Annotated in this window: 9 protein-coding genes and 1 pseudogene; 7 read left to right on the forward strand and 3 right to left on the reverse strand. The window is 60.3% G+C overall.

The genetic code is table 11. The features are described 5' to 3' along the window. Positions 1–42 precede the first annotated feature (42 nt). The 3 genes from AW06_RS12550 to AW06_RS12560 are packed head-to-tail and all read right to left on the reverse strand — an operon-like array spanning position 43 to position 3,727. Entirely contained in the window at positions 43–1,263 is a 1,221-nt protein-coding gene (locus AW06_RS12550) for a 2-methylfumaryl-CoA isomerase (protein ID WP_034950547.1), read from the reverse strand. A gap of 24 nt (positions 1,264–1,287) precedes the next feature. Beyond that, positions 1,288–2,517 carry a CoA transferase gene (locus AW06_RS12555; protein ID WP_034950549.1) on the reverse strand — a complete coding sequence of 410 codons (1,230 nt, stop codon included), beginning with the start codon at positions 2,515–2,517 and terminating at the stop codon, positions 1,288–1,290. A 22-nt stretch (positions 2,518–2,539) separates the two neighbouring features. Continuing rightward, complete coding sequence (locus tag AW06_RS12560) at positions 2,540–3,727, reverse strand: CaiB/BaiF CoA-transferase family protein (RefSeq protein WP_138677967.1); 1,188 nt, start codon at positions 3,725–3,727, stop codon at positions 2,540–2,542. 387 nt (positions 3,728–4,114) lie between these two features. Here AW06_RS12560 and AW06_RS12565 point away from each other — a divergent pair, with 387 nt between their 5' ends. The 7 genes and pseudogenes from AW06_RS12565 to ccrA all read left to right on the forward strand — a co-directional run. Continuing rightward, positions 4,115–4,975 (forward strand): MaoC family dehydratase N-terminal domain-containing protein, encoded by an 861-nt coding sequence (locus AW06_RS12565; protein WP_034950703.1) that lies wholly within the window; start codon positions 4,115–4,117, stop codon positions 4,973–4,975. Between the two features lie 824 nt (positions 4,976–5,799). Beyond that, positions 5,800–7,242, forward strand: a complete 1,443-nt coding sequence (locus AW06_RS12570; RefSeq protein WP_034950552.1) for a phosphoenolpyruvate kinase — start codon at positions 5,800–5,802, stop codon at positions 7,240–7,242. Positions 7,243–7,263: 21 nt separating this feature from the next. Continuing rightward, positions 7,264–8,934 carry an acyl-CoA dehydrogenase family protein gene (locus AW06_RS12575; protein WP_034950554.1) on the forward strand — a complete coding sequence of 557 codons (1,671 nt, stop codon included), beginning with the start codon at positions 7,264–7,266 and terminating at the stop codon, positions 8,932–8,934. Between the two features lie 131 nt (positions 8,935–9,065). Continuing rightward, entirely contained in the window at positions 9,066–10,247 is a 1,182-nt protein-coding gene (locus AW06_RS12580) for a MaoC family dehydratase (RefSeq protein WP_034950557.1), read from the forward strand. Between the two features lie 2 nt (positions 10,248–10,249). Continuing rightward, complete coding sequence (locus tag AW06_RS12585; protein WP_034950559.1) at positions 10,250–12,268, forward strand: protein meaA; 2,019 nt, start codon at positions 10,250–10,252, stop codon at positions 12,266–12,268. A 7-nt stretch (positions 12,269–12,275) separates the two neighbouring features. After that, entirely contained in the window at positions 12,276–13,325 is a 1,050-nt protein-coding gene (locus AW06_RS12590) for a methylmalonyl Co-A mutase-associated GTPase MeaB (RefSeq protein WP_138677962.1), read from the forward strand. Further along, positions 13,306–14,538: pseudogene (gene ccrA / locus AW06_RS12595) on the forward strand (crotonyl-CoA carboxylase/reductase); the annotation flags it as partial. The gene AW06_RS12590 and the pseudogene ccrA, both read left to right, overlap by 20 nt. Positions 14,539–14,636 lie beyond the last annotated feature (98 nt).

A 14,636-nucleotide genomic window follows, 5' to 3' on the forward strand; every position in this document is an offset into this window, starting at 1 on the left:
AAAGAAATGCGGGTGGAGTCGACGGCGTTGACACAGCGGTTTTCAATCCGGACCGGCAACGACGCGCGCGTCGTGCAGGCGGCCGACCTCAGCCTCGCTCAAACCGAGGATTTCGAGCAGGATCTGGTCGGTGTGTTCGCCAAGGCGTGGCGCCGGCGTCGCCGGCAGGCGTGGCACGCGGCTGAATTGGAGCGGTGTTGCGGGCATCAGGTAGGCGCCAATCCCGGGTTGTTCGGTCATGGTGAACAGCGGATTGTCGGTCGAGCAATCGGGGTCGCAGGCAATGGTTTCACGCACACTGCGATAGGGACCCCAGCTGACACGGTGGGCATCGAGGATGGTGGCGGCTTCGGCGAGCGTGCGCGCATGGAACCACGGTTCGAGCAGCGCAGCAATCTGTTGTCGGGCACGGAAGCGATGACCTTCGTCTTCGAGGTCGAGACCCAACCGGGTGCCGAGTGCCGCGATGGCCTCTTGCAGGCCAGTGGCCTTGATCAGGCAATGCCACTGCATGCTGGTGAGACCGACGACCATCAGGCGCTTGCCGTCGAGCGTGGTGAAATCGCGGCCGAAGGCACCGTAGAGATAGTTGCCCTGTCTGGGCCGGTCGGTGTCATTGATCATCACCTCGGCAAGCATGCCAAAATTGCCGAGCATGGCCAGGGCCACGTCCTTCAATGCGAGGCGGATCAGTTGTCCATCGCCAGTCAGCCGCCGGTGTCTTTCGGCGGCGAGCAGGCCAAGGGCGATCATCTGGCCGCTGATGAAATCCCAGGCCGGAAAGACGTGGTTCACCACCTCCGGCGACGAGTTTGGGCCGGTCATCAAGGGTAGGCCGAGCTGCGGATTCAGCGTGTAATCGACTTCCGAGCTGCCGTCACGGCGTCCGGTCAGATTGACCATGATCAAATCCGGACGTCGTGCCTGCAACGCCTCGAAAGCGAGCCAGCCCTTGGCCGGAAAGTTGGTGCTGAACAGACCCGCATTTTCTCCCGGCGCACAGATCAGCTGCGTTAACAACTCCTGGCCACGCGGCTTGCGAAAGTCCACGGCAATCGAGCGCTTGCCCTTGTTCAGGCCCGCCCAGAACAGGCTGTGTCGTCCGTCGAGGGTGAGCGGCCAGCGGCGATGGTCGAGGCCGCCGCCAAGCGGGTCGAAACGGATGACATCCGCTCCGAGCTGGGCCAGCGTCATGCCGCCTAGCGGGGCGGCGACAAAAGCCGAGCCTTCGATGACGCGCAAGCCCTTGAGGATTCCATCCATTCTATCCACCCATCCTTTCGCTGTTCAGATCACACGCTTCTTGCGCAGTTCATCGATCTCGTTTGCGGCCAGACCGAGCAGATCCGCGAGTACTTCTTCGGTATGTTGCCCGAGCCGTGGACCGAGGTGCTTGATCCGGCCCGGCGTAACCGACAGACGCGGCAGCACTGACGGGACAATCACGGTCTCACCGATGTCCTGCTCGTCGATAGCCACCAGGTTACGGCGGGCGTGGAACTGCCGGTCGCCAAAAATGTCGGCAATACTGTTCAATGGACCGGCTGGCGCACCGGCGGCAAAGCAGCGGTTGAGGATGTCGTCGCGATGTAGTGAACCGCACCAGTCGCGGACGATTTCATTGACATCATGACGGTTGTCAAGGCGTGTCTTCTGGTTTCCGTAGACATGTGGCGCGGCCAGTTCGGGGCGTCCCATGGCGATCGCCAAGCGCTCGAAAAGCTTGTCGGTGACACACGAAATGGCCACCCACTTGCCGTCGTCCTTGGTCGGAAAATGGCCGTGCGGGCAGGCGAAATCGTTATGGGTCGGTCCGTGCCGCTCACGAATCCGACCGAACATGCCGTAGGCCGGTGCCAGTTCGTCGGTGCAGCGAAATACCGATTCGTACAGGGCGGCATCGATATATTGCCCCTGGCCGGTGCGCTCGCGGTGGCGCAAGGCCATCAGGATGCCGATGCAACCGTAGAGGCCGGTCAGGTAGTCGCCAAGGGTGGTCGACCCCGGCGTCACCGGGGTTCCCCTTGGCATGCCGGCGAGAAAGGCAATGCCGCCGACCGCGTGCGCGACCCGCGCAAAACCGGGACGGTCGCGGTAGGGGCCGGTCTGGCCGTAACCGGTGACGCGCAGCATGATCAGGCCAGGATTGACCGCGCGCAGAACCTCCCAGCCGAGACCCCATTTTTCGAGGGTGCCGGGGCGGAAGTTTTCGCACAGCACGTCAGACTTTGCAATCAGTTGTTTGAACAGCTCGACGCCCTCGGGCAGGTGCAGGTCGAGGGTCACCGATTTCTTGTTGCGCGCTTCGCTGAGCCAGGCGAGCGTGTCCTTGCGTTTGGTCGGAGTTCCGAAGTAACGCATCGGGTCGCCGCCGATCGGGTTCTCGACTTTCAATACCTCGGCGCCGAATTCACTCAGGATGGTCGCGCTGTAAGGCGCAGCGATGACCGTTGCCGCATCGATGACGCGAACTCCTTCGAGTGGCAGCCGGGTCACGGCGGGATCAGGGGTAGTCATGGGAATCCTCGCAATGGCCTGTTCAGATGATCTTGTTTTGTCGTAGCCGCCTGATTTCCTTTGCCGAAATCCCGAGTAGCTCGCGCAGCACTTCATAGGTCGCGTTACCGAGTGGGGGGCCGAGGTTGGAAATCCTGCCCGGCGTTTCGGACAGCGTCGGTACCACGCCAGGAATCACCACTTCACCCAGACCTTCCTCCTGTAGATGGGCGAGGTTGCCGCGCGCCTGGAAATGCTCGTCCTCGAAGATGTCGGCGATGCTGTTGAGCTTGCCGATCGGCACTTCGCCGTCGATGCAGCGCTTCATGACCTCGTTGCGAGGCATCGAACCGACCCATTCGATGACGATCCGGTTGATCTCGTCGCGCGCTGCCAGGCGCTTGCGTTGATTGCCGTAGCGATCGGCAGCCGCGAGTTCCGCTTTGCCCATCACTGCCGCGAAGCGTTCGAACATCTTGTCGGTGGTGCAGGCAATGGCGACCCATTTGTCGTCGATGGTGCGGAAGTGGCCATGTGGAACGGCGACAAAGCTGCCGGCGCCTTCGCGCTCGCGTACCTTGCCGAACAGGCCATAAGCGGCGGCAATTTCGTCCATCTGGCGAAACACGGCCTCGTAGATACCGATGTCGATGATCTGGCCTTGTCCTGTTGCCTCACGGTGGCGCAGGGCCAGCAGGATGCCGATTGCGCCGTACAGGCTGGACATGTAGTCCCCCATTGGTGCGGTCCCGGGAACCACCGGCGTTTCACCGGGGAAACCGGCGAGGTATGAGAGTCCGGCAAAACCATGCGCAATGTGCGCAAAACCCGAACGTCTGCGATACGGTCCGGTCTGTCCATAGCCCGAGACGCGCAGCATCACCAGGCCCGGGTTGGCCTGGCTCAACTCGTCCCAACCAAGTCCCCATTCCTCCATCGTGCCAGGGCGGAAGTTCTCGATCAGCACATCCGACTTGGCGACCAGCTTCAGGAACAGATCGACGCCCTGCTGTTGGCGCAGATCGAGGGTGACCGATTTCCGGTTGCGGCCTTCGCTGAGCCAGGCCAGCGTCGCATCGTGACGCTTCGATGCTGTTCCGAAACGGCGCATCGGATCACCGGCGATCGGGTGCTCGACTTTCAGCACCTCGGCGCCGAACTCGCCAAGAATCGACGCCGCATAAGGGCCGGCGAGAAAGGTGCCGACATCGATGATGCGCAGGCCGCTCATCGGTAGCCGGTCGTTCTCGGTCGAGAGATCCGGATCTGCATCGTCCTGCTTCGACTGCTCGCGGACGGACTGACCGCCTGTCGGCACGGCCTCGACGTTGCCCGCAAGTCCGGTGTGCAGCGGCACAGACTCCGTCGAAGCTGCTTCCCCTTTCATCACTGTTTTATCTCCCCGACAAGCTCGCCGGAAAACCCCTCAAGGCCTTACTCGAAACGGGCGCTGCACCGACGACAGCGAAACAGTATATGAGCAAATCAGTTTCCTTGGCGCAAAGATCTGAGGATTGCCCTGCTTTGGCGCTACGCGTGTGCGTAAACCCCCGCGTTTGGCCGTATGCTGTACGCTACTTGCAGAACCGTTCAAGGAACTCCGGAAAGGATGAATGGCATGAACGACGTGACAACCGACTACGCAGAATGGATTGGCCGCCAGGAGACTACTGACGACGATCTGAGCCAGACACTGGCGCTGGCAGCGGCGGCAATGCTCGACGACACACAGACCTGTCTGGGGACCGGGAGCGCGCTGCCTCCGCTGTGGCACTGGTTCTATTTTCTGCCCAGGGTACCGCAGATGCTGCTTGGCATCGACGGACATCCACAGCGCGGCGGTTTCATGCCACCAATTCCCTATCCGAGGCGGATGTTTGCAGGTGCGCGCATGCGTTTCCATCATCCGCTGCTGATTGGCCAGCCGGCGCGACGTGCGGCAACCATTCGCGATATCCGGCTGAAATCGGGCCGCTCCGGCAAGCTGGCCTTCGTTTCGGTGTGCTACGGCTATTATCAGGATGACAGGCTGTGTATCGAGGAGGAGCAGGACATCGTCTATCGCGAACCAGGGCCCGCGGTGGCCTGTACGCGCATGCTCGACGAATGGCCGCCGTTACCGGCAGGTGCCTGTGCACGCATCGTGACGCCGGACCCGAGACTCCTGTTCCGCTTCTCGGCGCTGACCTTCAATGCGCACCGGATTCACTACGATCGTCCCTATGCAATGAAGGAAGAGGGCTATCCGGGCCTGGTGGTGCACGGACCGCTGACCGCGGTGCTGCTGATGGAACTGGTTCGTCAGGAAGTGGCACGACCGGTGCAGGAATTCAGCTTCCGTGGTCTGACGCCGCTGTTCGACCTGGCGCCGTTCCGCATCGTCTGCACCCCGGTCAACGAAAGGCAATGCGCTCTTGAGGCACAAGCGCCCGACGGTGCGACGGCGATGCGCGCCAGCGTCGAACTCGCACCAGTCTAACGGCCATCACCACAGTCAGCAATTTTCCAGGCACCCCCCGATCATGAAAGTCATGACCGTTTCCCACCCCCGTTTGCGGGAGCGGGGCGACCCATGAGTGGCTGACGCGACTTTCAGACCACCCTTCCACCGGCACCTTCCCAGGTACCGTTTGTTCCCGATATAAATCCTCGCGATTGAGCTTGCGGGGACACCTCGTGAGGCGCTAGAATCCTATGGCGCTGTGTAGTGATTTGGCGAGAGTGGGTTGACCAGGGGGAGGCGATGGCTGTGGTGCAGCAGTGCGTCCGGGCGGGGCTGGTGCTTGCCTCGGTGCATGTGCAACCTGGACATTCACTGGCCGAATCAAGAGTTCTGCTGCATTGTCGACCCTTCCTCTCGGAATATATTCGGCAGCCTTTGAGGCAACCGTTTCGCGGCATGAGCAGAACGCGGGATGATCCCGTCAATCGCCAGCGGTTCATCCGTCTGCCGCTGTCCAAGCCCTTGGTCGAGAGGGCAGCGGGGCCATCCTCCGCCCACTCCTTTCCCAAGCACTCTTCTCTTCCTTGCCTGTTCCGTGGCGTTTATCTGGTCGAACCCTACCCGGCCTGGAGCCCGGCTCCCTGCATTCGCCCAGGCCATGCCTGCGCGCCTCTGATCGCGCTCATCGATGACCACAAGGTCATCGGTTGGCGAATTAGCCACCCCATTGAAGCCGTCGTTCGTCTTGACTCCGGGGTCCGCCTTAACTGTTGATGGAACCCGACCATGGCGTCGGGATATTTGCATGCGCAATGTCGAACGTGTATTGAGCAACGATTAACGTATTTCGGAGGCAACACATGAAGCTCACGCTGACCCGCGACGAAATGAATTCCTATTGCAGCGAGCTGCACGATTCCAATGCAGTTTTCAAGTCAGATTACCCGGCGGACTCCTTTGAGAGGCAGCCGGTGCACACGGTTTACGGCGGTGCCAATCTGTTCAAGGCCGGCTTCGCCTCCAAATTGGGGGAAGTGGCACTCAAGACTCTCGACACCTATGCGCCCAACTACCTGGTGTTTGGCCGCGTTCTGGGTCTGCCGGGGTCGGAGACGCTGCCGACCAACCCCGTCTACCAGGAAAGCCTGACGCGTGCCCTGGAAAGCAATCCTGAGCAGGTGCGCGGGGTCAAACCGGCGGCGTGGCTGGCTTACACGGTGTTCAACCGGGTCCTGAAAAAGCTGCAGACCGAGCCGATCGAGGACAATCGCATCGATTTCGAGGATGGCTACGGCAATCGTCCCGACGTGGAGGAAGACGGCCATGCCGTTGCGGCTGCCGATGAAGTCGCCAAAGGCATGCGCGAGAATCTGCTCTCGCCATTTGTCGGTATTCGCATTAAAACGTTTTCGGACGAGTGCAAGGTTCGCGCGATTCGTACGCTGGACATTTTCCTGACCCGCCTGGCCGAGAATACCGGTGGCAAATTGCCACAGAATTTCATCGTCACGCTTCCCAAGGTGGTCACCGCGACGCAAGTTTCGACCTGCGCCAGGATTCTCGAGAATCTCGAAGCCCGACTCGGCTTTCCGAAGGATTCTCTGAGAATGGAAATCATGATCGAAACCACCCAGTCGATCATCAATTTCAAGGGCGAAAACACGGTGCCGCTGCTGGTCGCAGCGGCTGGCGGCCGTTGCCGCTCGGCGATTTTCGGGACCTACGATTACACGGCTTCGTGCAACATCACGGCGGCACACCAGAGTCACACCCATCCGGCCTGCGATTTTGCCCGCCATGTGTTGCAGGTCAGCCTCGCCGGAACCGGCATCACCATCAGCGACGGTGCGACCACCAGCATGCCGATCGGTCCCCACAAGGCCGCCAGGGACGCCGTGCTGACGGCCCAGCAGATGGATGAGAATCGCGCCGTCGTGCATGCTGCCTGGAAGCTGCACTACGACAATATCATGCACTCGATGCGGCACGCCTTCTATCAGGGGTGGGATCTCAATCCGGGGCAGTTGCCGGTGCGCTATGCGGCGGTCGATACCTTCTTCCTCAGCGGTCTGCAGGATGCCTCGGCCAGGCTGAACGCATTCCTGAACAAGGCCGCCCAGGCGACACTGGTGGGCAATACCTTCGACGATGCGGCAACAGGGCAGGGCCTGCTGAACTTCTTCCTGCGGGGAATGGCGTGCGGAGCGATCACCGAGCAGGAAGTGCTGGCGACAGGGATCACCCTGGAAGAGCTGCGCTCGCGATCTTTCGTTCGCATTGTCAATAATCGGGCCAAACAATAGCCACCAGGAAGGGGATGAACCATGACTGAGGTCACGAGTGACATGCAGGACGGATTGCAGTATCTCGAATCAGCCGATTCGGTGATCAGGAAATCGCTGATCTGGATCAAGCAGCAATGCATCGGCGACAAGGGTGTCTCGAATGAAAAACTGGACGAGCACCAGATGGCCAGCTTCGATCTGGCCTGGTGTGCCGCTGAATCGACCGCAGCCCGCTTTGCGGCGGAATATGCCCGCAAGGCGGCGGCCGCGACGAGTGGTGGCGTCTGCCTGGAAGAGCGGATGGCCCGGGTATTTTGTGCCGAGGCCTTGCAGAACATCCATAATCGCTTGCGGGCGCGACCGCAGAGTTTCGGTCTGAGCGACGCCGATGTGGCGGACCTGGCCTCTTCGACGCTCAGCCGTTTCTGCCAGACGCAACTGGATGCAGGCAATCTGGAAGCACTGGGCAGGGAAGTTATTGCCTTGAATGGCGTCAGCGGTGCCTACCTGCTCGACGAGCACGCCATGATGATGCAGGACACCTTCCGCAAACTGGCGACCAACGTGGTGATGCCTCTGGCCGAGGAGATCCATCGGGAAGACCGGATCATTCCGCCGGAGATTCTCGATCCGCTGACCGAAATGGGTTGCTTCGGTCTGTCGATCCCCGAGCGTTACGGTGGCCTCCAGAGCGACGACCATGAAGATAACATGGGAATGATTGTGGTCACCGAGGAGCTTTCGCGCGGCTCGCTCGGTGCAGCGGGGAGCCTGATCACGCGCCCTGAAATCCTCAGCCGCGCCCTGCTCAAGGGGGGAACCGAAGAGCAGCGGCAAAAATGGCTGCCCCAGGTAGCGCTCGGCGATCCCTTGTGTGCCATTGCCGTCACCGAACCGGATACCGGTTCCGATGTCGCCGCCATGCGCCTCAAAGCGAGCAAGTGCGATGGCGGCTGGATCCTCGACGGCGTCAAGACCTGGTGCACCATGGCCGGCAAGGCTGGACTTCTGCTGGTTCTGGCGCGCTCCAATCCGGATCGCTCGCTCGGCCATCGGGGGCTCAGCATGTTCCTGGTCGAAAAGGACTCGTATGAAGGGCACGACTTTGAATATCGACAAGTACAGGGTGGCGTATTGACCGGTCGGGCGATTTCGACCATCGGTTATCGCGGGATGCATTCCTACGAGGTCTTCTTCGACAATGTCTTTGTTCCCGATGAAAATCTGGTCGGTGGGCCGGCGGGCGAAGGAAAGGGCTTTTACTTCACCATGGCCGGATTTGCCGGCGGGCGCATTCAGACGGCTGCGCGTGCGATTGGTGTCATGCAGGCCGCATTCGAACGGGCGGTTTCGTATTCCCAGGAACGCAAGGCATTCGGCAAGCCGATCGGCGATTTTCAGCTCACCCTCGTCAAGCTGGCGCGCATGGCGACGCTGCTGACCGTTTCCCGCCAATTCACCTACGCCGTCGGCAGTTTGATGGATCAGGGCCTGGGGCAGATGGAAGCCAGCATGGTGAAACTGTTCACCTGCCGGACAGCCGAGTGGCTCACCCGCGAAGCGATGCAGATTCATGGGGGAATGGGTTATGCCGAGGAGTCGCCGGTCAGCCGTTATTTCCTCGATGCCCGTGTGCTGTCGATATTCGAGGGAGCCGAAGAAACGCTGGCTCTGAAGGTGATCGCCCGCTCTCTCATCGATGCGGTGTAGGTTCGGCTAACTTCCCGACACATCGTCACGCCAACGGTCATGACCGTTTCCCTAGATCCCTTTCCCCATGTCTTGGAAAGGGGGGAATTCGTGAGTCGCTGAAGTGACTTTCACGGTAACAGGAGAATTTCATGTTGCAGGCAATTCGTTTCCCACCACAAGCCGAACTGGCCGCCAAAGTGCAGGTGGACATGCAGCAAGCCCGCCATCCGCACTATGGCCGCTATCTGGAGGAGTTCGTGCCGGGGCAGGTGTTTGTTCACCCGCGTGGTTTCACCTTCCTCCGTGCTCAGATGGAGTCCTTTGCTCGGACCTACATGCAGTGCAATCCGCTCTACCTCAATGAGGAATATGCCAGGGCCAGCGGCTTCGCGGGTCTGGTGGCATCACCGCAGATGGTCTTCAATGTCGTTCTCTCGCTGGGTGTGCAGAATGACTCGGAAAAGGCGATGGCCAACCTTGGCTATTACGATGCCCAGTACCTGCGGCCGGTTCATGAGCTGGATACCATTCGCTCGCTGACCAAGGTCATCGACCGTAAGGAGCGCGGTGCCGGCAAGCCGGGTATCGTGACCATCCGGACCCTGGGCATCAACCAGGACGACCAGGTGGTGCTGCAGTACGAACGTAAAATCATGGTTGCCGGCCAGGGAGACCGTCCGTCAACCACCCCCTTGCCGGCGGCTGCGGTAATGCCCGCTTTCCCCTGGGTCGACGAGGCCGAGGTCTTTCTGCCGGACTTCCCGGAACGGCTTCCGTCCGGATTGACCGGTCCCAATTCCTGGTTCGAGGATTTTTCCGTTGGCGACATCATCGTCCACGCCAACGGCCGAACGATCACCGACGAGCATCTGCCGCTGACTTATGCGGTGGGCAATACCCATCCGCTGCATTTCGATCGGGTCTTCAGTTCCGGCTTGTCGGGCAAGATGAGCGGTGATCCGATCGTTTATGGGGGCCTGGTCTTCGCCTGGCTAGAGGGCCTGGCGAGTCGCGATGTCAGTGAAAACAGCGTTTGGGAGCTCGGCTTTACCGAGGGCTATCACACCCAGCCGTCGATCGCCGGCGATACCGTTGCCGCCCTGTCGCGGGTACTGGCGGTCGAAGACGCTCCGGGCGAGCTGGGCGCGAAGTTCGGCATCGTCAGTTTTCAGTTGATTGGCGTCAAGAACATCAGTGCGTCGGCCGCTCTTGCCAGACATGGCGGGGACCTGTTCATCAAGGAAAACGACAAGAAGGCGATGGACAAGGAAAAGATTGATGAGAAGATTTTTGAGATCGAAAGACGTCTCTTGATCAGGAAAAGGGGATAGTCATGTCTGCCTCCCGAAAAAATCGCGATCAACCCTGGTTGATGCGGACCTACAGCGGTCACAGCTCGGCCAGGGCATCCAACGCCCTGTATCGAACCAATCTTGCCAAAGGCCAGACGGGATTATCGGTGGCCTTCGATCTGCCGACGCAGACCGGTTACGACGCCGACAGTCCACTGGCGCGGGGCGAGGTCGGCAAGGTCGGTGTGCCCATCTCGTCGATCGAGGATATGGATCAGTTGTTCGACCAGATCCCGCTCGATCAGATGAATACCTCGATGACCATCAATGCCACGGCGGCATGGCTCTTGTCACTGTACATCGGCCTGGCGCAACGGCGAGGCATCGATCCGACCAGGTTGAGCGGCACCACCCAGAACGACATCATCAAGGAATATCTCTCGCGGGGTACCTATATCTATCCGCCGGGTCCATCGATGCGCCTGATCGCGGATACGATCAATTACACGGTCAGGCATGTACCGAAATGGAATCCGACCAATATCTGCAGCTATCACCTGCAGGAGGCGGGGGCGACACCGGTTCAGGAGCTGGCCTACGCCCTGTGCACCGCGATGGCGGTTCTCGATCGGGTCAAGGCTTCCGGTGAAATCGCTCCGGAGGCGTTTCCGCAGGTCGTCGAGCGGATCTCGTTCTTTGTCAATGCCGGCATACGTTTCGTCGAAGAGTGTTGCAAGCTGAGGGCATTTGGCGAAATGTGGGACGAGCTGACCCTGTCCCGCTACCAGGTGGCAGATCCCAAGCTGCGCCGATTCCGTTATGGCGTGCAGGTGAACTCCCTGGGCCTGACCGAGCCGCAGCCGGAAAACAATGTGCAGAGAATCGTTCTCGAAATGATGTCGGTGGTGCTCTCGAAACGCGCAAGAGCCCGCGCCATCCAGCTCCCGGCGTGGAACGAGGCGATGGGTCTGCCGCGCCCCTGGGATCAGCAATGGGCGCTACGGATGCAGCAGGTGATGGCTTTCGAAACCGACCTGCTGGAGTACGACGATATTCTCGATGGGTCACCGGTCATTGCCGCCAAGGTCAGGGAGCTGGTCGAGGGTGCCCAAAGGGAAATCGAGAATGTCGAAGCCCAGGGCGGGATCATTGCCGCGATCGAATCCGGCTACATCAAGCGCGAACTGGTCGGCAGTCACATGAACCGCTTGCGTGCCATCGAGTCGGGCGACCTAAAGATCATCGGAGTGAACTGCTTCCAGGAAACGGCGGAATCGCCGCTGACCGTGGGCAGTGATGGCGCCATCATGAAGACCGATCCGGCAGCCGAGCGTGAGCAAATCGAGCGGCTGCAGGCGCATCGCCGGAACCGCAACGATGCCGACGTTCGGGCTGCCTTGCAGGGTCTCGGCGATGCCGCCAGGAGTGGCGAAAACATCATGCCCAGTTCGATTCGCTGTGCGCTGGCGGGAGTCAGCACCGGCGAATGGGGCGATTCATTGCGTGCGGTATTCGGCGAGTTCAGGCCACCGACGGGGATCGACATTGCCATTGACAGCCGCGAAGTCCTGGGCAAGAAGAATCAAGTCACCGAATTGAGAACCCGGGTCGCCAGTACGGGCCATGCGCTCGGCCGCCCGCTCAAACTGTTGGTCGGCAAACCCGGACTGGATGGGCATTCCAATGGGGCCGAACAGGTGGCCGTCAAGGCCAGGGATGTCGGCTTCGAGGTCGTCTACGATGGCATCCGGCTGACGCCGCAACAGATTGCCCAGGCGGCTCAGGAGGAAGGGGTGCATATGGTTGGCCTGTCGATCCTTTCCGGAAGTCATATGGAGCTGGTGGAGTCGGTTCTTCAGGAACTGCGCCTGCGTGATCTCTCGAATGTGCCGGTGATTGCTGGCGGAATCATTCCGCGGGAAGACGCCGACAAATTGCTGGCAATCGGTGTGCGCGCGGTCTACACGCCCAAGGACTTCAATTTGAATGCCATCATGGAGGACATGGTGGACGTGATCCGCGAATGCAACGGTCTCGAACGGTTTGCCTTGCCACAGTGACCGATCGATGACTCCAGTCCATCTTCCCGATCCCGAGCAGTTGGCGGTACGGATCATGCGCGGAGAGCGGGCGGCGGTTGCCAGTGGCCTGAATCTGCTGGACAACAAGCTTGCCGAGGCGCGCAACCGTTCGGCAAGCCTGCTGGCTTTACTGTCCGGCGAGCGCTGGCTGAATGATGGTCACCTGATCGGGGTGACTGGGCCTCCTGGTGCCGGAAAGTCCTCGCTCGTTGCCGCGATGATTCGCGAGTGGCGCTTGTCAGGCAGGACGGTCGGGGTGCTCGCGGTGGACCCGTCCAGCCGCCCCGAGCTGGGTGGTGGCGCTCTGCTTGGGGATCGCATCCGTATCAAGAACTCGTCGCACGACGAAGGTCTGTTCATCCGCTCGCTGGCCAATCGCAACCAGTTGGGTGGGGTGGCTACCGAGGTCTGGCCGATGAGTTGGCTGATGTTGGCCTGTTTCGATATCGTCGTGATCGAGACGGTCGGTGTCGGCCAGACCGAGATCGATATTGCCGAAATCGGCGATACGGTCTGTTACGTCGCGCAGCCGGCCTCAGGGGATACCATCCAGTATCTGAAGTCGGGGATCATCGAAATTCCGGATATTTTCGCGGTCAATAAATCCGACCTGGGTGCCCCGGCACGCAAGACGGCCAGCGAAATCGGTCGCAGTGCGTCCCGGCAGGATCGCCGGGAGAATTGGGATTATCCGGTATGTCTGGTGAGTGCGACGATGAATACCGGGATCAAACCGTTTCACGATCATTTTGACAGGCACCGCAAGTTTCTCGCCAATGCCGGCTTGCTGGACAAACTGCGGATTCGCCATCAGAGTGCCTGGGTAATGCGCTTGCTGAAAGAGGAATTCGGAACTTTTGGCCTGGAGCTGGCTGGCGGCCAAACCGTTATTGGCGAGCGGCTGAGAGAAAATCGATTCAATCAGTTCGAAGAATACGAGCGTATGCGAAAGCATATTCTCTCCAGATTTTTGTCGGTAAACCAACCAAGCAGTCTAACCACAAAGGAGTATCTTGATGAGCAAACAATTGTATGAATTAGGTGAAAAGCCTCCCTTAGGCGAAGTCCCGGAGAAAATGCACGCCTGGCTGGTCCGCCAGGACCGCTTTGGCAAACCCACCGAAGCGTTTCAGCAAGAAGTGGTCAATACTCCATCGATCGCTGATGACGAGGTGTTGGTCTATGTGATGGCCGCCGGCATCAACTACAACAATGTCTGGGCAGCACTCGGCATTCCCGTCAATGTCATCGCTGCCCGCAACAAGGGCGGTGAACCCGAGGACTTTCATATTGGCGGCAGCGATGCGTCCGGCATCGTCTACAAGGTCGGCAAGGATGTCACCAACGTCAAGGTCGGTGACGAAGTGGTGATGCATTGCGGTCAGTACAGCCGCAATTGCGAGTGGGTCAAGAAAGGTGGCGATCCGATGTACTCGCCGACCTTCAAAATCTGGGGTTACGAAACCAATTATGGCAGTTTTGCCCAGTTCACCCGGGTGCAGGCCCAGCAGTGCATGCCCAAGCCCAGGCACATGACCTGGGAGGAGTCGGCGGCGTATACGCTGGTTGCGGCCACCGCCTGGCGGATGCTGCATGGCTGGGGTGCCAGCTCGATCAAGAAGGGCGATGTCGCGCTGATCTGGGGCGGTGCTGGCGGCCTCGGATCGATGGCGATCCAGATCGCCAAGGCGGTTGGCGCCACATCGGTCGCCATGGTCTCGGGCGAGGACAAGTTCGACTATTGCATGAAGCTGGGCGCCAAAGGTTGCATCAACCGCAATGACTTCGATCACTGGGGAATGCTCCCGCACTGGAAGGACAATGCCGGTTATGCCAAGTGGCTGAAGGGCGTGCGCTCCTTTGGCGCGAAGATTTGGGAAGTGTTGGGCGAGAAGCGGGCGCCGAACATCGTCTTCGAGCATCCCGGCGAATCGACCATCCCGACGTCGATCTTCGTTTGCGAGACCGGCGGCATGGTGGTCGTCTGCGCCGGCACCACGGGCTATAACGCGACGGTTGATCTGCGCTATCTGTGGATGCGGCAGAAGCGCCTGCAAGGCTCGCATTTTGCCAATACCGAGCAGGCCAACCAGATGAACGAGCTGGCGCTGCGCGGCCTGCTCGATCCCTGCATGTCGCGGGTCTTCACTTACGAGGAGTTACCGATTGCCCATCAGTTGATGCACGACAACAAACATCCACACGGCAACATGTCGGTGCTGATCGGCGCCACCGAGTTCGGTCAGGGCGCCAGTGGCAAGCCACCCGTTGCGATGGTGCACCCGACGCTACCCAAGGGCGACGTCCATACCACACCGGCGCCTTATCCGATGTCCGTACCGCTGCC

It is taken from the genome of Candidatus Accumulibacter cognatus (assembly GCF_000584975.1).
GTDB lineage: Bacteria > Pseudomonadota > Gammaproteobacteria > Burkholderiales > Rhodocyclaceae > Accumulibacter > Accumulibacter cognatus.

Coding starts and splice junctions, on each gene's coding strand:
- AW06_RS12580 (WP_034950557.1), top strand. CDS start 9,066: ATGTTGCAGGCAATTCGTTTCCCACCACAAGCCGAACTGGCCGCCAAA.
- AW06_RS12560 (WP_138677967.1), bottom strand. CDS start 3,727: ATGAGCGGCCTGCGCATCATCGATGTCGGCACCTTTCTCGCCGGCCCT.
- AW06_RS12555 (WP_034950549.1), bottom strand. CDS start 2,517: ATGACTACCCCTGATCCCGCCGTGACCCGGCTGCCACTCGAAGGAGTT.
- AW06_RS12575 (WP_034950554.1), top strand. CDS start 7,264: ATGACTGAGGTCACGAGTGACATGCAGGACGGATTGCAGTATCTCGAA.
- AW06_RS12550 (WP_034950547.1), bottom strand. CDS start 1,263: ATGGATGGAATCCTCAAGGGCTTGCGCGTCATCGAAGGCTCGGCTTTT.
- AW06_RS12590 (WP_138677962.1), top strand. CDS start 12,276: ATGACTCCAGTCCATCTTCCCGATCCCGAGCAGTTGGCGGTACGGATC.
- AW06_RS12570 (WP_034950552.1), top strand. CDS start 5,800: ATGAAGCTCACGCTGACCCGCGACGAAATGAATTCCTATTGCAGCGAG.
- AW06_RS12585 (WP_034950559.1), top strand. CDS start 10,250: ATGTCTGCCTCCCGAAAAAATCGCGATCAACCCTGGTTGATGCGGACC.
- AW06_RS12565 (WP_034950703.1), top strand. CDS start 4,115: ATGAACGACGTGACAACCGACTACGCAGAATGGATTGGCCGCCAGGAG.